Annotated in this window: 17 protein-coding genes, 6 tRNA genes and 1 pseudogene; 17 read left to right on the top strand and 7 right to left on the bottom strand. The window is 61.4% G+C overall.

Features of this window, described 5'->3' with window-relative positions:
• Positions 1–31: 31 nt before the first annotated feature.
• The 4 genes from NL123_RS21250 (at position 32) to NL123_RS21235 (ending at position 3,741) form a co-directional block, all read left to right on the top strand.
• Positions 32–835, top strand: a complete 804-nt coding sequence (locus tag NL123_RS21250; protein WP_494356284.1) for an alpha/beta fold hydrolase — start codon at positions 32–34, stop codon at positions 833–835.
• The gene (locus tag NL123_RS21245) at positions 832–1,686 is read left to right on the top strand and encodes an alpha/beta hydrolase (RefSeq protein ID WP_494356283.1); all 855 of its coding nucleotides are present in this window, start codon (positions 832–834) and stop codon (positions 1,684–1,686) included. Before NL123_RS21250 ends, NL123_RS21245 begins: the two co-directional genes overlap by 4 nt.
• Before the next feature lie 102 nt (positions 1,687–1,788).
• Positions 1,789–2,607: a DUF4892 domain-containing protein gene (locus NL123_RS21240; RefSeq protein WP_494356282.1), complete on the top strand. Its 819-nt coding sequence runs from the start codon at positions 1,789–1,791 to the stop codon at positions 2,605–2,607.
• Between the two features lie 72 nt (positions 2,608–2,679).
• Positions 2,680–3,741: an AI-2E family transporter gene (locus NL123_RS21235; RefSeq protein WP_310862795.1), complete on the top strand. Its 1,062-nt coding sequence runs from the start codon at positions 2,680–2,682 to the stop codon at positions 3,739–3,741.
• Here the strand turns inward: NL123_RS21235 and NL123_RS21230 are convergent.
• Positions 3,738–4,772 carry a sensor histidine kinase gene (locus NL123_RS21230; protein ID WP_494356281.1) on the bottom strand — a complete coding sequence of 345 codons (1,035 nt, stop codon included), beginning with the start codon at positions 4,770–4,772 and terminating at the stop codon, positions 3,738–3,740. The genes NL123_RS21235 and NL123_RS21230 overlap by 4 nt on opposite strands.
• Positions 4,772–5,539: a response regulator gene (locus tag NL123_RS21225; RefSeq protein ID WP_445764755.1), complete on the bottom strand. Its 768-nt coding sequence runs from the start codon at positions 5,537–5,539 to the stop codon at positions 4,772–4,774. The genes NL123_RS21230 and NL123_RS21225 overlap by 1 nt, the downstream gene beginning before the upstream one ends.
• A gap of 256 nt (positions 5,540–5,795) precedes the next feature.
• Here NL123_RS21225 and pyrF point away from each other — a divergent pair, with 256 nt between their 5' ends.
• On the top strand, positions 5,796–6,494 hold the full coding sequence (pyrF, locus tag NL123_RS21220; RefSeq protein WP_010211681.1) for an orotidine-5'-phosphate decarboxylase: 699 nt from the start codon (positions 5,796–5,798) through the stop codon (positions 6,492–6,494).
• Between the two features lie 132 nt (positions 6,495–6,626).
• On the opposite strand, the gene NL123_RS21215 is transcribed toward pyrF, so the two are convergent.
• Positions 6,627–7,634: an NADP-dependent oxidoreductase gene (locus NL123_RS21215; protein WP_494356280.1), complete on the bottom strand. Its 1,008-nt coding sequence runs from the start codon at positions 7,632–7,634 to the stop codon at positions 6,627–6,629.
• A gap of 225 nt (positions 7,635–7,859) precedes the next feature.
• On the opposite strand from NL123_RS21215, the gene NL123_RS21210 reads away from it, so the two are divergent.
• The 4 genes and pseudogenes from NL123_RS21210 to NL123_RS21195 all read left to right on the top strand — a co-directional run bounded on the left by NL123_RS21210 (position 7,860) and on the right by NL123_RS21195 (position 12,319).
• A complete protein-coding gene (locus NL123_RS21210) occupies positions 7,860–8,621 on the top strand; it encodes an SDR family oxidoreductase (RefSeq protein ID WP_494356279.1) in 762 nt (253 codons plus the stop codon).
• A gap of 203 nt (positions 8,622–8,824) precedes the next feature.
• A complete protein-coding gene (locus NL123_RS21205; RefSeq protein ID WP_494356278.1) occupies positions 8,825–10,237 on the top strand; it encodes an aminotransferase-like domain-containing protein in 1,413 nt (470 codons plus the stop codon).
• A 114-nt stretch (positions 10,238–10,351) separates the two neighbouring features.
• Positions 10,352–11,413: pseudogene (locus tag NL123_RS21200) on the top strand (HAMP domain-containing protein); the annotation flags it as partial.
• A complete protein-coding gene (locus NL123_RS21195; protein ID WP_494358332.1) occupies positions 11,402–12,319 on the top strand; it encodes a methyl-accepting chemotaxis protein in 918 nt (305 codons plus the stop codon). The pseudogene NL123_RS21200 and the gene NL123_RS21195, both read left to right, overlap by 12 nt.
• 36 nt (positions 12,320–12,355) lie before the next feature.
• Here the strand turns inward: NL123_RS21195 and NL123_RS21190 are convergent, their stop codons facing one another.
• The gene (locus tag NL123_RS21190) at positions 12,356–13,168 is read right to left on the bottom strand and encodes an alpha/beta fold hydrolase (protein ID WP_494356277.1); all 813 of its coding nucleotides are present in this window, start codon (positions 13,166–13,168) and stop codon (positions 12,356–12,358) included.
• 170 nt (positions 13,169–13,338) lie between these two features.
• A complete protein-coding gene (locus NL123_RS21185) occupies positions 13,339–14,109 on the bottom strand; it encodes a hypothetical protein (RefSeq protein ID WP_058427172.1) in 771 nt (256 codons plus the stop codon).
• A gap of 360 nt (positions 14,110–14,469) precedes the next feature.
• Here NL123_RS21185 and NL123_RS21180 point away from each other — a divergent pair.
• The 6 genes from NL123_RS21180 (at position 14,470) to NL123_RS21155 (ending at position 15,141) form a co-directional block, all read left to right on the top strand.
• Positions 14,470–14,545: transfer RNA gene (locus NL123_RS21180), tRNA-Glu, on the top strand.
• A 3-nt stretch (positions 14,546–14,548) separates the two neighbouring features.
• Positions 14,549–14,624 (top strand) — tRNA-Gly (locus NL123_RS21175).
• A gap of 104 nt (positions 14,625–14,728) precedes the next feature.
• Positions 14,729–14,804, top strand: a tRNA-Glu gene (locus NL123_RS21170).
• 3 nt (positions 14,805–14,807) lie between these two features.
• Positions 14,808–14,883: transfer RNA gene (locus NL123_RS21165), tRNA-Gly, on the top strand.
• 103 nt (positions 14,884–14,986) lie between these two features.
• Positions 14,987–15,062, top strand: a tRNA-Glu gene (locus NL123_RS21160).
• Between the two features lie 3 nt (positions 15,063–15,065).
• A tRNA-Gly gene (locus NL123_RS21155) sits at positions 15,066–15,141 on the top strand.
• Between the two features lie 89 nt (positions 15,142–15,230).
• Here NL123_RS21155 and NL123_RS21150 read toward each other — a convergent pair.
• Positions 15,231–16,022, bottom strand: coding sequence for a response regulator transcription factor (locus NL123_RS21150; protein WP_248487306.1), 792 nt, complete (start codon positions 16,020–16,022; stop codon positions 15,231–15,233).
• Positions 16,023–16,161: 139 nt separating this feature from the next.
• On the opposite strand from NL123_RS21150, the gene NL123_RS21145 reads away from it, so the two are divergent.
• Together NL123_RS21145 and NL123_RS21140 are read left to right on the top strand one after the other, a co-directional pair.
• Positions 16,162–17,265, top strand: a complete 1,104-nt coding sequence (locus NL123_RS21145) for a polyamine ABC transporter substrate-binding protein (protein WP_071496199.1) — start codon at positions 16,162–16,164, stop codon at positions 17,263–17,265.
• A gap of 59 nt (positions 17,266–17,324) precedes the next feature.
• A complete protein-coding gene (locus NL123_RS21140) occupies positions 17,325–17,576 on the top strand; it encodes a hypothetical protein (protein WP_071496198.1) in 252 nt (83 codons plus the stop codon).
• Positions 17,577–17,587: 11 nt separating this feature from the next.
• Here NL123_RS21140 and pdxR read toward each other — a convergent pair whose 3' ends face one another.
• Positions 17,588–19,093 carry a MocR-like pyridoxine biosynthesis transcription factor PdxR gene (gene pdxR, locus NL123_RS21135; protein WP_494356276.1) on the bottom strand — a complete coding sequence of 502 codons (1,506 nt, stop codon included), beginning with the start codon at positions 19,091–19,093 and terminating at the stop codon, positions 17,588–17,590.
• Between the last annotated feature and the right edge of the window lie 34 nt (positions 19,094–19,127).

Genomic DNA, 19,127 nt, shown 5'->3' with positions numbered 1-19,127 from the left:
ATCAATCTCTGTTTTTGTCGATGGATCCGGTATGTCGCAGCATGTGTTTTTCGCCCACGCCAATGGTTTCCCCTCGGCCACCTACGGCAAGCTGTTTGCCGCCCTGGCCCCGGAATATGCAGTGGCGCACTTGCCGCAGCACGGTCACGACCCCAGGTTTCCGGTGGACGATAACTGGCAGAACCTGGTGGATGAGCTGATCCACCACTTGGAGCAGCAGCCGGAACCGGTGTGGGGCGTGGGGCATTCCCTCGGTGGCGTGTTGCATCTGCACGCGGCCATGCGTTGCCCGCAGTTGTACCGTGGGGTGGTCATGCTCGATTCGCCGGTGCTGACCCGCGCCGACCGCTGGGTGATCCGCGCGGCCAAGCGCTTCGGTTTTATCGACCGCCTGACCCCGGCCGGCCGCACCCTGGGCCGACGCGAGGAGTTCAGCGACCTGGAAGCGGCGCGCCGTTACTTCGCCGGCAAGACCCTGTTTCGTGGCTTTGATCCCGAATGCTTCGATGCCTACCTGCAACATGGCCTGCAGCAAGTGGGCGATCGCTTGCGCCTGCGCTTCGACCCTGCCACCGAAATCAGCATCTACCGGGGCGTGCCCCACACCAGTCCCGGCCAGGTGCGCCAGATGAAGGTGCCGTTGGCGGTGGTGCGCGGCCGCCAGAGCCGGGTGGTGATGCGTCACCACGCCAGCGGCGTCTGTCGCCTGCCCCTGGGCGAAATGCTCACCATGCCCGGCGGCCACATGTTCCCTCTTGAACGCCCCCAGGACACCGCGACCTTGATCAAGAGCCTGTTTTCCCGCTGGGAAGCCCGCGAGCGCAGTTGCGCATGAGCACACCGGTCGAAGAAGTGCGCCTGCGCCTGCCGCACATCGAATTGGCAGCCCATCTGTTTGGTCCCGAGGATGGTTTGCCGGTGATCGCGCTGCATGGATGGCTGGACAACGCCAACAGCTTTGCGCGGCTGGCGCCGAAACTTCAGGGTTTGCGCATCGTTGCACTGGACATGGCCGGGCATGGGCATTCGGCGCATCGTCCTATCGGCGCCGGTTACGCCTTGTGGGATTACGTGTACGACGTGCTGCAAGTCGCCGAGCAACTGGGATGGAAACGTTTTGCATTACTTGGCCACTCCCTCGGCGCCATCGTTTCCCTGGTGCTGGCCGGTGCGCTGCCGGAACGGGTGACGCACCTCGGATTGATCGACGGGGTGATCCCGCCGACCGCCAGCGCTGACAACGCCGCCGAGCGGCTGGGCATGGCGTTGCAGGCGCAATTGAATCTGCAGGACAAGCGCAAGCCGGTCTACAACAGCCTGGACCGAGCGGTCGAGGCGCGCATGAAAGGCGTGGTGGCGGTCAGTCGCGAAGCCGCCGAACTGCTGGCCCAGCGCGGTCTGATGCCGGTGCCGGGCGGTTACACCTGGCGCAGCGACAGCCGCCTGACCCTGGCTTCGCCGATGCGTCTGACCGATGAGCAGGCGATGGCCTTCGTGCGGCGTGTGGGTTGTCCTACGCAGTTGGTGGTGGCCGCAGACGGCATGTTGGCGAAACATTCCGAATTGCTTTCCCAGCTACCCTTTACCGTCACCACGCTGCCGGGCGGCCATCATTTACACCTGAATGACGAGCCTGGCGCGGTCCTTGTTGCAGACTGTTTCAATCGGTTCTTCTGCGCGCCTTGACTTGGGGCGGTCAACTGCCGAGGCTGGGCGGATTGAAAGGGAGTCAACCATGAACTACTTCAACACCGCTGTGACCTCCGATGGCCAGGGCTCGTTGATCTTATGAGCGTGCGTAACGGATGTATCCGTATCCTGGGCTTGAGCCTTCTGAGCCCACTGGTATTTGCCGCCGACGTACCGGGTAGCCAGGACTTGCCCACCGTGGCCCGCCAGGTCGACGCGCAAATCGTCGACTACCGTCCCGCCGAAGAAAAAGAACGCATCTACCCCATGGGCGCCATCCGCAAGATCAGCGGCCAGTTGCGCTATGAAGGCCAGGCCACCGCGCGGGGCCAAGCCACTGCCATCACCTATGAATTACCTGCCGAACACAGCTCCAGTGCCGCATTCACCGCGACGCGCGAAGCGCTGCAGGCGAAGGGCGCGCAGTTGCTGTTCTGGTGCCAGGCCCGAGATTGCGGCGAAAGCAGCCTGTGGGCCAATGAAGTGTTCGGCAACGCCAAGTTGGTCGGTGCCGACGGCCAGCAGGAATACCTGCTGTTGCGCCTGGCAGCCCCCCAGGAAAACTCGCTGGTGGCGCTGTATGGCATCACCCGTGGCAACCGCCGCGCCTATCTGCACGTGGAGCAACTGGACGCCAACGCGCCGCTGGCCGACCTGCTGCCCACCTCCGCAACACTGCTGCGTGAGTTGAAAAGCACCGGCGAGCTGGACTTTCCCGCACTGGGCGGTGAGCCTGACGACACTTGGCTGACCCTGATTTCCCGTGGCTTGAACCTTGATACCACCTTGCGCGTCAGCCTTACCGGCCCGAACGCCGAAGCCTGGCGCCAGGCCCTGGTCGACAACGGTGTACGCGCCGCGCGCATGGAAATCGGCTCCGCTGAAACCAAAGGCCTGCACCTGCATCTGATACGCTGACCGTTACAAGGCGAACGGACCCGTGCCGTTCGCCTAAGCTCTCTTCCTACAGCCTTCTTCTAGAGATACTCCATGCTCAATAACGATCGCCTACTGGTGCAAATCCTGCTGCTGGTGCTGTTCGGTGCCAGCTTCTGGGTGATGGCGCCATTCTGGTCGGCGCTGTTCTGGGGCGCGGTACTGGCCTTTGCCAGTTGGCCGTTGATGGTCCTGCTCACCCGCTGGCTGGGTGGGCGCGAATCCTTGGCCGCTGGCATCCTGACGTTGGGTTGGATGCTGCTGGTGGCGCTGCCCCTGGTGTGGCTGGGGTTCAACCTCGCGGACCACGTGCGCGATGCGACGGCGTTGATCAAGGATATCCAGGTCGACGGCTTGCCGGAGGCGCCTGCCTGGCTAGGCTCGATCCCGTTGGTCGGCGAGCGGCTGGTGGCGATGTGGGACAGCATCGACCAGCAGGGCGCAGCCTTGATGGTCAGCATCAAGCCCTACCTGGGGCAGGTCGGCAATTGGTTGCTGGCGCGCAGTGCGCAAATCGGCGGTGGGATTCTAGAACTGACCCTGAGCCTGGTCTTCGTGTTCTTTTTCTACCGGGACGGGCCGCGCCTGGCGATGTTTGTTCACCGCCTGCTGGAGCGCTTGATCGGCGATCGCGCGGGCTACTACATCGAACTGGTGGCCGGCACCGTGCAGCGCGTGGTCAACGGCGTGATCGGCACGGCCGCCGCCCAGGCCTTGTTGGCGCTGATCGGTTTCCTGATCGCCGGGGTGCCGGGTGCGCTGGTGCTGGGCATCGTCACCTTCCTGCTCAGCCTGATTCCCATGGGGCCGCCACTGGTGTGGATCCCGGCCACGGCCTGGCTGGCCTGGAAGGGCGATTACACCTACGCGGTGTTCCTCGGCGTGTGGGGCACGTTCATCATCAGTGGCGTGGACAACGTGCTCAAGCCTTACCTGATCAGCCGCGGCGGCAACCTGCCGTTGGTCATTGTGCTGCTCGGGGTGTTCGGCGGCTTGATTGCCTTTGGTTTCATCGGCCTGTTTATCGGCCCGACCCTGCTGGCGGTGGCCTACAGCCTGTTGATGGATTGGAGTGCGACCCAGGCCCAGGGGCGGCGGGAAGACAAGCCGCTCTAGACGCGTGGCAACCACATCACGGCTGTCAAACCACCCCCGGGGGTTTCTTCCAGGTGCAACCGACCGCCGAGGCGTTCCGCCGCTTCCTTGGAAATCGTCATGCCCAGGCCGACCCCGCCGGAGTTGCGGTTGCGTGAGCCTTCCAGGCGATAGAACGGTTCGAACACCGCCTCGCGCTGGTCGGCGGCAATCCCGGGGCCATGGTCGATCACCCGGATGACCAGCGCTTCGCGGCTGTCCGCCAGTTCGATGCGTGCCGAGCCGGCGTAGCGCAGGGCGTTGTCGATCAGGTTGTTGAGGCATGATCGCAACGCCATCGGTTGCACTTGCAGCGGTGCGCAGGTCCCGCCGAACTGCACATCGGCGCCCTGGTCCTGGGCGTTTTCGCTCATGGACTCGACCAGCGCCTGCACGTCCAGCCAATGCCGGGTTTCGCTGGTGCGTTGTTCGTGCAGGTAGCTCAGGGTCGCGTCGAGCATGCCGATCATGTCGTCCAGGTCCTGGCGCATCTGGCCTTGCAGCCGGGTCTCTTCGATCTGTTCCAGGCGCAGCTTCAGGCGTGACAACGGGGTGCGCAGGTCATGGGAGACGGCCCCGAGCATGCGCGCGCGTTGGCTGACTTGCTCGCGGATGCGTCGCTGCATCAGGTTAAAGGTCGACGCCGCTTGCTGTGCCTCACGCGGGCCAGATTCATCGAGGGGCGGGCTGTCGAGGTCCAGGCTCAGGCGCTCGGCGGCTTCACTCAGGCGCTGGATCGGCCGGCTCAGCAGCTTGGCGCCGTACCAGGCTGCGATGATCAACGAGATGAACTGGAACGTCAGTGGCACCACCGGGCCACCAAACCACGGTCGCTTGTGCCTGGGCAGGTGTTTCATCGTGCCGTCCGGCTGCTCGACAAAGGTCTCTTGAGGCGGCGGTGGAGGTGGGCCGTAATAGCGAAACCAGGAAATGGCCAGCACATGAGCCAGCACAATTGCCACCAGCAACACGCCAAACAGTCGACCGAACAGCGTGTTGAAGGCGTTGCGCATCAGCCGATGTCCCGGGCGTCGAACAGGTAGCCTTCACCCCGCACGGTCTTGATCAATTGAGGGGCCTTGGGGTCATCCCCGAGTTTTTGCCGCAGGCGCGACACCAGCAAGTCGATGCTGCGATCAAAGGCTTCGATGGAGCGGCCACGGGCGGCATCCAGCAGTTGTTCGCGGCTCAACACCCGGCGCGGACGCTCGATGAACACCCACAGCAGGCGGAATTCCGCATTGGACAGCGGCACCACCAGGCCATCGTCGGCCACCAATTGGCGCAGCACACTGTTGAGGCGCCAGTTGTCGAAGCGGATATTGGCGCGCTGTTCGGTACGGTCGTCACGCACACGGCGCAGGATGGTCTGGATGCGTGCTACCAGCTCACGAGGCTCGAACGGCTTGGACATATAGTCGTCGGCGCCCAGTTCCAGGCCGATGATGCGGTCGGTGGGTTCGCAGCGAGCGGTGAGCATCAGGATCGGGATATCCGATTCCGCACGCAACCAGCGGCACAGCGACAGGCCGTCTTCGCCCGGCAGCATCAGGTCGAGCACCACCACGTCGAAGGTTTCGGCCTGCATGGCCTGGCGCATCGCCGTACCGTCGGTCACTCCGCTGGCGAGAATGCCGAAGCGGGCCAGGTAGTCGATCAGCAGTTCACGGATCGGCACGTCGTCGTCAACGATCAGCGCGCGGGTGTTCCAGCGTTTGTCGTCGGCGATCACCGCGCCTTTTTGCTCGTCGTTCATAGAGACGGAAGGGGTATGCATCATGCGATCATCTGCCTGGTTGTTGCGGTCAGCATAGGCGCCCAGCCCCATGGCTGGAAGTGCTGGTCGGTGGGTCGTGCGAGCGAGGCTAGCCGTGGGGCGTGTTGGGGGCATGTCGTGAATGTATCAGCTTTGAAATAATTACCTGAAATGCCCACCCGATGGCGCTTGGTCAGTATTTACCGATCATCGGATCCCGCAACGCCGTCGCTTGCGCTACAATCCGCGCCGATTTCGACTTGCCTGAGAGCCCATTCCAATGTCCGTCTGCCAGACTCCTATCATCGTCGCCCTGGATTACCCCACTCGTGACGCCGCACTGAAGCTGGCTGACCAGTTGGACCCGAAGCTGTGCCGGGTCAAGGTCGGCAAGGAACTGTTCACCAGTTGCGCGGCGGAAATCGTCGGTACGCTGCGTGACAAAGGTTTTGAAGTATTCCTCGACCTGAAATTCCACGATATTCCGAACACCACCGCGATGGCGGTCAAGGCCGCCGCCGAAATGGGCGTGTGGATGGTCAACGTGCACTGCTCCGGCGGCCTGCGCATGATGAGTGCCTGCCGTGAAGTGCTGGAACAGCGCAGCGGCCCTAAACCTCTGCTGATTGGTGTGACCGTGCTCACCAGCATGGAGCGCGAAGACCTGGCCGGTATCGGCCTGGACATCGAGCCCCAGGAGCAGGTACTGCGCCTGGCCGCCCTGGCGCAAAAAGCCGGCCTGGATGGCCTGGTGTGTTCGGCGCTGGAAGCCCAGGCCCTGAAAACCGCGCACCCGTCGCTGCAACTGGTGACCCCAGGCATTCGTCCGGCGGGCAGTGCCCAGGATGACCAGCGCCGTATCCTGACCCCGCGCCAGGCGTTGGATGCAGGTTCCGATTACCTGGTGATCGGTCGCCCGATCAGCCAGGCGGCCGATCCGGCCAAGGCATTGGCGGCAGTCGTCGCTGAGATTGCCTGACACTTGAAAGCGAACACAGTAAAAAATGTGGGAGGGGGCTTGCCCCCGATGACGATTGCTCAGCCAAAAATGTAGTGTCTGACCCACCGCTATCGGGGGCAAGCCCCCTCCCACATTTTGCTCTGCGGTGTGTCAGCTGACCTTGAGCACCAACTTCCCGAAGTTCTCACCGTTGAACAACTTCATCAGCGTTTCCGGGAACGTCTCCAGCCCCTCCACGATATCTTCCTTGCTCTTGAGCTTGCCCTGGGCCATCCAGCCGGCCATTTCCTGCCCGGCAGCGGCAAAGCCTGCGGCGTGATCCATCACCACAAACCCTTCCATGCGCGCGCGATTGACCAGCAATGACAAGTAGTTGGCCGGACCTTTCACGGCTTCCTTGTTGTTGTACTGGCTGATGGCGCCGCAGATCACTACGCGCGCCTTCAATGCCAGGCGGCTGAGCACGGCGTCGAGGATATCGCCGCCGACGTTATCGAAATACACATCCACGCCCTTGGGGCACTCGCGCTTGAGTGCGGCAGGCACGTCTTCGCTTTTGTAATCGATAGCGGCATCGAAGCCCAGTTCATCTACCAGGAACTTGCACTTGTCGGCGCCGCCGGCAATGCCCACCACACGGCAGCCTTTGAGCTTGGCGATCTGCCCGGCAATGCTGCCCACGGCACCGGCCGCGCCGGAGATCACCACGGTTTCGCCAGCCTTCGGCGCACCGGTGTCCAGCAGTGCGAAGTAGGCGGTCATGCCGGTCATGCCGAGTGCCGACAGGTAACGGGGCAGGGGCGCCAGTTTCGGATCGACCTTGTAGAAACCCCGCGGCTCGCCCAGAAAGTAATCCTGCACGCCCAGGGCGCCGTTGACGTAGTCCCCGACTGCGAATGCCGGGTTGTGCGAGGCAATCACTTTGCCCACGCCCAGGGCGCGCATTACTTCACCGATACCGACCGGCGGGATATAGGACTTGCCTTCATTCATCCAGCCGCGCATGGCGGGGTCGAGGGACAGGTATTCATTGCGCACCAGCACCTGGCCGTCCTGGGGCGTGCCCACCGGGACTTCCTGATAGGTGAAGGTGTCCCGGGTGGCCGCGCCGACCGGGCGCTTGGCGAGCAGGAATTGGCGGTTGGTCTGGGCGGTCATGGCAGCGACTCTTCTGGAAATGAACCTGAAGTGATAGACCCTGAACGGGCCGGGAGCAAGGTTCACCGAGCGTGCGAATGCCGGTCGATAGGTGTTGCTGATAGTCAGGTGGCGCCTCTTATCACTGTGATGCATGCAGCTTCAACCGGCCTTTTGATAGTGCTGACGCGCCTGGCGCTGCGTTGGCTAGACTCGATCCACGACTTTCCCTCACAGGACATCCTCATGAGCATGACGTTTTCCGGCCAGGTCGCCCTGGTGACCGGCGCTGCCGCCGGTATCGGCCGCGCTACCGCACTCGCGTTCGCCGCCGAAGGGTTGAAGGTGGTGGTCGCTGACCTGGACGTTGCGGGCGGCGAAGGCACCGTCGCACTGATCCACCAGGCTGGCGGCGAAGCGCTGTTCGTGCGCTGCAACGTCACGCTGGAAGCGGATGTGCAGCAATTGATGGCCCAGACCCTCGCCGCCTATGGCCGCCTGGACTACGCCTTCAATAATGCCGGGATCGAGATCGAGAAGGGCAAGCTGGCGGATGGGACCCTGGACGAGTTTGACGCCATCATGGGCGTCAACGTCAAAGGCGTGTGGTTGTGCATGAAGCATCAATTGCCACTGCTGTTGGCCCGGGGCGGTGGGGCGATCGTCAACACCGCGTCGGTCGCGGGGCTGGGCGCGGCGCCGAAGATGAGCATTTATGCCGCGTCCAAGCATGCGGTGATCGGCCTGACCAAGTCGGCGGCCATTGAGTATGCGAAGAAGAACATTCGCGTCAATGCGGTCTGCCCGGCCGTGATCGATACCGATATGTTCCGGCGTGCCTATGAAGCCGACCCGCGCAAGGCCGAATTTGCCGCCGCCATGCACCCGGTCGGGCGCATCGGCAAGGTCGAGGAAATCGCCAGCGCGGTGCTGTACCTGTGCAGCGATGGTGCGGCCTTTACTACCGGTCACGCCTTGGCAGTGGACGGTGGCGCGACGGCTATCTAGGACCGCAGGTCGCCCTCCATTCGAAAAGGTCATGGAGGGTGTGAGGTTTTTCCATAGCTGGCACGGTGCCTTGTCAGAATGTGTATCAGTAGGTAAATAACTTAATAAAATCAATACTTTAATAAGAATTGGCGAGCGGCCGACGTGGGCTTCCGTGCTTAACTGTCTCGGGTTGAATTACAGACAGTTGAAGTGAGTGGCGCATGGATTTAGGGATCGATCGACAAGCCCTTGTACCGGTGGTGCAGCAAATCATCAGCGCGGTGGCGCAATGGATTCGCACGAGTGGGGCGAGCCCTGGTACACGCTTACCCTCCGTTCGCCAGGTGGCTCTCGATAACCTGCTCAGCCAGTCCAGTGTGATCGAGGCATTCGAGCGGTTGGTCGCCCAGGGCCTGCTGGTTTCGAAACAGGGCTCGGGTTTCAGCGTGGCCCAGCCACCGACCGTGCACGAAAGCCAGTGGTACGAAGGTGCCGAGCGGGATTGGGGCGCCTTCGCGGATACCCCGTTGGGTGAGCTGAAACTGGGTTGCGGCTGGCTGCCGGATGCCTGGCGCGAAAGCGATGACATCAGCTACGCGATTCGCGAAGTCACCCGCTGCGACACGGCTGCGCTGTTCAACTACAGCACCCCATTGGGGCTCCCGGCGTTGCGCGAGCAATTGCTCAAGCGCCTGACCCAGGCGCACATCCCCAGCCACCTTGACGGCATCCTCACCACGGCGGGCGCCAGCCATGCACAGGACCTGCTGATACGCACCTTACTCAAGGCCGGTGATTGCGTGGTGGTCGAAACGCCGGGGTACGGCAACCTTTATCGGCAACTGGCATTCCATGGTGTGCAACTGCTGCAGGTGCCACGCACCCGTGGCGGGCCGGACATCCCGGCGCTTGAAGCCTTGCTTCAGCGTTATCGGCCCAAGTGCCTGTTCATCCACAGCCTGTATCACAACCCCACCGGTTCAAGCCTGAGTCGCACCGTGGCGGAGCGTGTGTTGGAGCTGGCGCACCGCGAGAACTTTTTGATTATCGAGGAGGACGTGTTCGGTGATCTGCAACACGCCAGTTGCACGCGACTCTCGGCGTTACCCCACGGTGACCGGGTGATCTACGTCGCAAGCTTTTCCAAGACCCTGAGCAGCGCCTTGCGCGTGGGCTATCTCAGCGCCAGCACGGCGATCATCGCGCAATTGGCCAGCCTCAAGACTTTGACCGGCTTCGGCACTTCGCGGTTTGCCGAGGCCGTGGTGGCGACACTGCTGGCAAATGGCACCTATCGCAAGTGGGTACAGCGTCTGCGCAAGCGGCTGAGTGCGCAAATGGCCGCGACCTTGCAGGTGCTGGAGGATGAGGAGTGGGAGGTGTTCGCCAACCCTGCCGGCGGGATGTTCGTGTGGGCGCGGCCAGGGGTGGGGGATCGGTCGCGGTTGCAGGCGTGTGCCCGGCGGCTGGGGGTTTTGTTGTCGCCGGGGGCACTGTTCAGTCCAACGGATGAGCCCAGTGAGTGGCTGCGAATCAATGTGGCCTATGCTGCTGATCAACGGGCACTGGCGTTATTCCGCGCCATGGGACCTGCCAGATCGACCTCGACCATTCTGAAAACGACGGGCGTGTAGCTTTTTGCCATTATTGTGGCGCCAACGACTTGTGTTCGGTGCCTTGTGGTTGCCAATCTCGCTTGTGTAAACCGGGCTTGATGGCATCTGCCATTGCAAGAGGATGCAAGTGCAATGATTTCGGCCGTGCAACGACGCTTCGCCAACCTCGGTATGGCAAAAAAACTGGGCTTGGGCTTCACCCTGGTATTGCTGCTGACCGCCCTGGTCGCGGCGATCGGCGTGTGGTCCCTGCAAACTGTTGGTCAGCGCTTCGAAGGCCTCAAGGCCATGTCGTCGCTCAACAGCGGCTTGCTCAGGGTACGCCTGATCGAGCAGGACTACGCGTTGCATGCCGACCCCAAGGCCGTCGACGCCCTGCATGAAAGTGTCGATGCCTTGGCCGCCCTCGCGGCGAGCCTCAAGGCCCAGTCGGCGGCCAACGTGCCGGTCATGACCGATGTCGAACAGGCCCTGGCCGCCTACCGCAAGGCGTTCGATGAGTTTGTCGAGCTGACCCAGACCAAGGACTTGGCGTTGGAAATGGCAAGTTGGTCAGTGTCCAGCGTGGCCAATAACCTCGATGTGTTGCAGGCCGGGCTGGCTGACGACGGTGCCTATGGCCTCAAGGAAAGCCAGGGCAAGGAGGGCGCCGAGTTTATCGAGCAGGCGGGACAGGTCAGCCAGGTTTCACGGCTGATGCTGCAAGCCATGAACGAAGCCCACGTACGTCTGGACCAGAGCCGCAAGGTGGACGCTGATGACGCCGAGCAAGGCAAGATCGAGCAGGCCGACCAGGCGCTGGCCCAGGTTGAAACACTGAAAACCGCGGTCAAGGACCCCGGTTACCAGACGGTGTTGAATGAGGTCTCCGGGCATATTGCTTCGTTCAGTGAAAAACTCGGTGAATACACCGGCCTGCTGGCCCAGGAGAAGGTGGTCTACAAGCAGTTGCGTGATCGCGCCGAGCAAGTGGTCAGCCGGGTCAACCAGGCTTACGACACCGAAGACCTGTCGATGCAGGCGCAGCTTAAGAAAAGCGCGATGCTGATCATCGGCTCTTCGGCCTTGGCGCTGTTGGTGGGGTTGATTGCGGCCTGGGTGATTACCCGCCTGATCGTCGCGCCGCTGCGCAGCGTGATTGCGGTCGCCCAGCAGATTGCTGCCGGCGATTTGAGTGGGCGCATGGACGTCAGTCGCCGCGATGAAATCGGCCAACTGATGCATGCGATGCAGCAGATGGGCAATGGTCTGAGCCAGATGGTCAGCGGCCTGCAGGCCGGTATCGAGCAACTGGCCAGCTCGGCGCATTCGTTGTCCAGTGTCACCGAACAAACCAATGTCGAAGTCAGTAGCCAGAAAGAAGAAACCGAACAGGTTGCCACGGCGATGAACCAGATGACCGCTACCGTGCACGACGTGGCGCGCAACGCCGAAGAAGCCGCGCAAGCCGCACAGACGGCGGACGACAAAGTCGACAGTGGCCAGCGGGTGGTGCGCCAGAGTTTGCAGCGTATTGAATTGCTGGCCACCTCCAGCACCAGTGCCAGCGCCAGCATCGAGAGCCTGAGCGCCGAGATCCAGAACATCGGCACTGTGTTGAGTGTGATCAAAAGCGTGGCCGAACAGACCAATCTGCTGGCCCTCAACGCGGCCATCGAGGCCGCCCGCGCTGGTGAGCAGGGCCGTGGTTTCGCGGTGGTGGCGGATGAAGTGCGGGCGTTGGCCAAGCGCACCCAGCAATCGACCGAAGAAATCGAGCGGCTGGTGAGTACCTTGCGCAACGCGGCGCAATCCTCGGTGCAGCAGATCCAGCAAAGCGGCGAACTAGTGAAGCTGGCGGTGAGCGATGCCCTGGAAACCGAGAGCGCCCTGGGCAGCATCGCGGTGGCGGTGTCACTGATCCAGCAGATGAACCAGCAGATTGCCGCGGCGGCCGAGGAGCAAAGCTCGGTGGCCGAGGAGATCAACCGCAGTGTCACCAGTATCCGCGCCAGTGCCGATCAGTCGGCGCTGAGCATGCAGGGCAACGCCGCATCGAGCATTCAGCTGGCGCAGCTGGGCGCGGAACTCAAGGGGATGGTCGGGCACTTCCGCCTGTGATCGCAGCGTTCATGCGGCGATCACAGGGGAGGGCGGTCAGGCGTTGTTGGCGAGGAAGGTCAGCAGGGCTTCGTTGACGAAGTCCGGGTTTTCCCTGGCGCTGATATGCCCGGCTTGCGGGATCAGGATCAGGCTGCAGCCGATCAGGTCGGCCATTTCCTCGGACTCGGCAGGCGGGCGCGGTTTGTCCTGTTCGCCGCACATCACCAGGGTGGTATCGGCGTCCAGCTTCGGCAACTGCTCCAGCACATCCTCGCGACTGAAGATCAAGCGACCCAGGGGCACGATGCTCTGCAGCAGGCGCTCCTTGGAGTAGCCCTGCAATTGCTGGCGGAAATCCTGATACAGCGCGGATTCGCGGTCGATACCCGGGCGGAAGAAGATCGGCGCGACCACGTCCAGCAACGGCTCAGGGATAGCGCCGGCGTCTTCGATCATCTTGAACAGCGAGAAATAGTATTGGCGCGTGGCCTCGGGCTCGGCACCCAGGTAGGTGTCCATCAGCACCAGGCTATTGATGCGCTGCGGCGCCAGCAACGCCAGGCGTGCGCCCCACATGCCGCCGACCGAGAGGCCGACCAGGTTGATCTGTGGAATATCCAACTGGTCCAGCAGGGCCAGGGCCTGGCGCGCGAGGTCGTCGAGGGAGTGGGTTGGCGCGGGCAACGGGCCGGATTCGCCGTGGCCCCATAGCTCGGGCACGATCACCCGGTACTGTTGCGACAGGGCTTCGATCTGCGGCGCCCACATGTCGCGGTCCCACAGGTAGCTCGAGCCCAGCAGGACGACGGGGCCGGAACCCTGGTCGACGTAGTGCAGCGGTTGTCCATCAATGACGGCGACAGGCATAGCGGGCCTCTGACTTCATGGAGTGAGGGGCACTTTTTTACGCTAGTCGGGGGCGGGGGGATAGATGCAAAGTGATGGCATCTTGGGAGGCGGCGAGGTTGTTTGTACTGACCTGGCTTTGATGACTGTGGTGAGCGGGCTCACCACAGGCCAGTCTTCAAGCCAGCGAATCAGTCGTAGATGACTTTCTTCTTCCACTCGGCGTCGGCGTCGACCACTTTGAGGCCTTCGGTCAGTTCGTTGACTTCGTCTTCAGCCGGCTTGCTGTTGGTCAGCACCGTGGAGTTGGCGCGCCCCAGTTGGGCTTCCAGGTGTTGCAGCTGTGCGCTGTAGATCACCGGCTCCGGCTGTTTGCGCAGGTATTGCACGCCACGTTCGAATGCCAGTCGCGCCTGGCCCGGCTGGCCTTGTTGCAGGGCGTGCTGGCCGAGGTTGTTGAAGAACTCGATATGCAGCAACACCAGGATATGGCGGATCTCGCGGATCCAGTGCTTGGCCTCGTTGGCCGGCAGGAAACCATCCTGGGCCGCACGGGTGACCTGGCCGTGCAGGGCTTCGAGCAGGAAACGCACATCCTTGGCCTTGGCTTCGGTCTGGATCGGCGCGGGCGGGTTGTTCACCGGGATCGATTCGCCCTGGGCCACCAGCGTATTCAACTCGGTGATGCGGGCCTTGAGCGGCGCGCTGCCTTTATTCATGTTCAGCAGGCGCTGGTTGACGTTGAGTTCCAGGCGGGTCAGCAACAGCTTGAGCGCCGGGGTCATCAACTGGCCGGGGAAGGTCTCGGTGATTTCACCGCAACGGCGCAGGCGATCGTTAAGCTCGATCTCGGTGCGCTTCTTTTCCAGCTTGTTGTTTTCCACCACGTGGTTCATGTAGCCAATGGCGATCAGTATTGCGATCCCGGCTATTACCAGCAGGGTGATCATGAGTGGTGTCACCGGTGTGACCTCTTTATAGGGTTTACAGTGGAGTGTAGTGACTGGGCCATCCGGCGGATAGAACTGATCGACCAGTTGCCCGGGTAGTTTGCTTCTATATGGATAGGCGCTCCCTGTATGGATGCACATTGCCATCATTTGCTGGAGCGAACTATAGCGTCTTGTCGGGCGCCAGAATATAGGCGTCAAGGCCCGGACGTGCACAATCCCCCCATGAGCCCGAAAAGCTGGGGGAAGTCATTGATTTTAATAAATTTATCCTTGGGGGTTGACGATCTTTCAATCCGTCCATAGAATGCGCGCCACTTAACGCGTAAAGCACACAGCAAAACGCGGTTAAGCAGTGAATGTTGTACGTGTGTCCCCTTCGTCTAGTGGCCTAGGACACCGCCCTTTCACGGCGGTAACAGGGGTTCGAGTCCCCTAGGGGACGCCATTTGCGGGAATAGCTCAGTTGGTAGAGCACGACCTTGCCAAGGTCGGGGTCGCGAGTTCGAGTCTCGTTTCCCGCTCCAAGTTTAAGCAGTGTGGCTCTCGGGCGGCACTGAGTGAAACCAGGGCATGATCTTCGGATCTATCCCCTGGACACTGAAATACACACCATGTGTTTCAGTTGTGTGTCCCCTTCGTCTAGTGGCCTAGGACACCGCCCTTTCACGGCGGTAACAGGGGTTCGAGTCCCCTAGGGGACGCCATTTGCGGGAATAGCTCAGTTGGTAGAGCACGACCTTGCCAAGGTCGGGGTCGCGAGTTCGAGTCTCGTTTCCCGCTCCAATTTAAGCAGTGTGGCCCTTGGGCGGCACTGAGTGAAACCAGGGCATGATCTTCGGATCTAACCTCTGGACACTGAAATACACACCATGTGTTTCAGTTGTGTGTCCCCTTCGTCTAGTGGCCTAGGACACCGCCCTTTCACGGCGGTAACAGGGGTTCGAGTCCCCTAGGGGACGCCATTTGCGGGAATAGCTCAGTTGGTAGAGCACGACCTTGCCAAGGTCGGGGTCGCGAGTTCGAGTCTCGTTTCCCGCTCCATATTCAACAAAAACGCCGATCAGCGATGATCGGCGTTTTTGTTTGTGTGCGATTTGTGCAGAGCCGCCGCAGGCCCGCTGCGGCAGCGTTCACTGCGTCGTCAGGGCCTCCTGCGCCGGCATGAAAAAACGCGCAAACAACTCGGATTGAGACTTGATGTTCAATTTGTTGTAGAGGTTGCGACGGTGAACTTTGATGGTCTCTGCCGACAGGTTCAGCTTGCCGGCGATTTCTTTGTTGGAAAAACCGCTCAACAGCAACTTGAGCACATCTTTTTCGCGCGCCGTGATTTGCGTGCCCAGTTGCACGATGGCCTCTGACCAGGGTGGCGGTTCGTCCTGGCTTTTTTCCGCATCGGTCTCAAAGCACATGCGCTGATGCATCAACGCCATTACCCATGGCTTGATGATGTCCAGGGTCGCGATCTGCTGCGGGCTGTAGCGCACGTTGCTGCCAAATGAAATGCACAGCGTTCTGTCGGCGTCGAGTTGTACGTTGTACTGCACCTCATCCACGCTGATGTACTGGGCGAAATACTGGTGGTAATACTCGGTGGTCAGGAAGTGCTCCGGCGCGATGTCGGACAGATGAAAAAAGCCGCTCTGCGGGTTTTCGCGGTTGGCAATGTAGAACGGGTCGAGCAGGTACAGCCCTTTTACATAGCGCTGGGTCAACGCGTCCACTTCGTCCGCATCGGCGACCTCAGTCACGCTGACCACCCGTACCTGCTGGTCGCTGAAGATCAGCACGACCCAGTTGTCGATCTGGACGTATTCCTTTAACACACGAACCAGTGAGCTCCAGAACGCCGGGCGGTTCAGTTGCATGATCAGCGTCCCGGCCGACCGATGCCAGGCAAGGTTGTGAAGGTCGAGCGACATGTACTACCCCTTTAGGGTTAGGCATTCATGGGGCGGGGCTAAGTACTTCTAGGTATTTACTAATCGGACGTGCCGAGTATATTCACCCCTCAGCGGATGAAGGCCATGATGGCCTGTCGTTTTTGACAAGGATAGCGATATGAGTCAACCCCCTTTGCGCGCCATGTTCATGGCGGCGCTGGTCTGTGTGGGCGCGAGCGCGCCGGTCTTGGCGGCCGAGCCCCGGGTCAACCTGTACAACTGGTTCGGGCTGATCGCCCCGGAAACACCCAAGGAATTCGAGCAGAAAACCGGCACCCGCATGCACATGGATGCCTTCGACAGTGCCGAGATCATGCAGAGCAAGGTCATGGCCGGGCGTACCGGGTATGACGTGGTCGTCGCTACTTCGAATGTCTTGCCCAGCCTGATCAAGGCCGGCGTACTGGCGCCGCTGGACCGCTCTCAACTGAGCAATTTCTCGCATATCGACCCAGAAATGCTGGCGCTGCTTTCCGCCAATGACCCGGGTAACCGCTACGCCGTGCCCTACCTGTGGGGCACCACCGGCATTGGTTACGACGTGGACAAGGTCAAGGCCGCCCTGGGTGAGAATGCCCCGGTGGACAGCTGGGACCTGATCTTCAAGGAAGAGAACATCAGCAAGCTCAAGTCGTGTGGCGTGGCGATGCTCGACTCCCCGAGTGAAATCATCTCGATCGCCTTGCATTACCTCGGGCTGCCCAGCAACAGCCAGAACCCTGAGGATTACCAGAAAGCCCAGGCGCTGCTGCTGAAGATCCGCCCTTACGTCCTCTACTTTGATTCATCCCGAACGGATGCGGACTTTGCCGATGGCAACATCTGTGTGGTGGTGGGCTGGGCGAGCGGGGCGCTGACGGCACAGGCCATCAATGAAAAAAACAACACCGGGCGCAAGATTGCCTACAGCCTGCCGCGTGAGGGCGGGTTGGTGTGGTCGGAAAACTTCGTGCTGCTCAAGGATGCGCCGCATGCCAAGCAAGGTCTGGCGTTTATCAACTACATGCTTGAGCCGCAAGTGATTGCCAAGAGTTCCAACCACACGCTGTACCCCAACGCCAACAAGGATGCCACCGAGCTGGTCGAACAGAAGTTGCGCGACAACCCCTGGATTTATCCATCCAAAGAGACCATTGCCACACTGGTTCCCCTTGAACCGCTGCCCTTGAAGTTGGAGCGAATCCGCACGCGTGTGTGGACCAAAGTGAAGAGCGGCACGTGACCGGCTGAATGACCAGGCATGTCGGGCGGTTGCAGGCGTGCCGTTGAAGGAGATCAATCATGGGCCAAGCCGAATATCAGCGCGACGTGAAGTCGGACGATGACGAGGCGTACACGGAAATCGAAGAACAGATCGGCCACTGTACGCCCGAACAAGCCTGGGCCATGTATTACGTCTCGACGGGCATGGTGCGTGAGTACATTACACGGGCGGTGATGGAGCATATTGGCCGGGGCAACCGGGCGCTGCTGCTGGAGTTCCCGGAACTGGCCCGGGCCGAAGAGAAATCCCGCTTCCTGCTGCCGCTCTAACCGCATGCCGATCAGTGATGATCGGCATTTTTGTATGTGCGCGGGTTTGCCGCTTTGGCCAGGCGCACCGTGGCCTCACGGATTTCTGCCTGATTGAGTGAGGCAAAGCCCAGGCGCAGCGCGTTTTCCGGCTGGTCCATCGGTGAAAACTGCCGACCACTGCGTACGACCAGCCCATGCTCCAATGCGGTTGCCACCATCTGCTCGACGTTTATCCGATCTTCAAAACGCACCCACAGCGCCAGCCCGCCTTCGGGTTCGCGCACCCTGATCCGATCACCGAATGCCGCATGCAGGCAGCCCTGCAAGACTTCGCGGCGGGCGCGGTATTCCTTGGATACGCGGCGCAGGTGTTTCTTCAATTCACCCGCGTTGATCAGGTCCGCGAGCATCTTCTGCGCCACCGCGTCAGCATCGCCCAGCATCAACGCGGCGTTGCCGTGCAGGGCTTCAATGACCGGTGTGGGCGCCACCACATAGCTGCAGCGAAACGTGGAACCGAGCGCCTTGGACAACGAGCCGACATAGAGCACATGGCGCTGCGAACGGTCACTGGCCAGCGGCAGGTAGGGTCGCCCGTTGAAGTGATATTCGTGGTCGTAATCTTCTTCGATGATGCAGAAGTCATGTAGAGCCGCCAATGCCAGCAGCTGTTGTCGCCGCGCCGCGTGCAGGCTCACGGTGGTGGGGAATTGGTGGTGTGGTGTCAGATAGATCATCCGCACCTTGTGCTCGCGACACAGGTGATCGATCTGGTCGGTGCGGCAGCCTTCGTCGTCGACGTCCACCGTGACCAGTTGCGCACCCAGCTTGCGGAAAATCTCCCACGCCGGCGGGTAGCTCAGGCGTTCCACCAGCACCACGTCGCCAGGCTTGAGCAGCAGGCTGGCGCTCAGGTACAGCGACATCTGGGTGCCTTGGGTCAGGCAGATATTCTCGGCGCTGACCGTCAGCCCACGGTTGTTGCTCAGCATTTCGGCCAGGGCACAGCGCAACTCATAGCCGGTGCCCTCACTGCCATAGCGCACCGTATTAGAGGCGAAGCTGTTGCGCAGGGCATTACGGTAGTAGCGGTGCAGCACGGCTTGGGGCAGCAGGCGGTGGTCACTGGTACCGTTGTCGAAAAACAGTGCGCCATGCCGATGCTGCAGCGCCGTCACCTGGGCGTTCTGAGTGAAGTACGGAGCGTTCGCCTGCGCCAGGATGGGCGGTGCAAACGACTGCTGCACGCGGGCAGGCGGATGCTTGGGTGCCAATTGCGCATTGACGAAGGTCCCACGTCGCGGCTCGCTGACCAGCCAGCCTTTGGTCATGGCTTCTTCGTAGGCCAGGATCACGGTCTTGCGGTTGACGTCGAGCAACTGTGCCATTTCCCGCGTGCCTGGCAGCAAGGTGCCGGGCGGCAAGCGACCTTCGACGATTGCCGTCACCAAGCCTTCGGCGATCTTGCGATAGGACGCCTGGCTGGCGTTCTCGTCCAGCTTGAGCAGCGGTCGCCATTTACGCATCTGGACCATCTGAAGTATCCAAAACTGGAGGTTTTAATGGGCC

This window comes from Pseudomonas sp. FBCC-B1565, assembly GCF_059133265.1.
The sequence above is the reverse complement of the archived record's forward strand: the minus strand, read 5'-3'. Positions and strand labels throughout refer to the sequence as shown.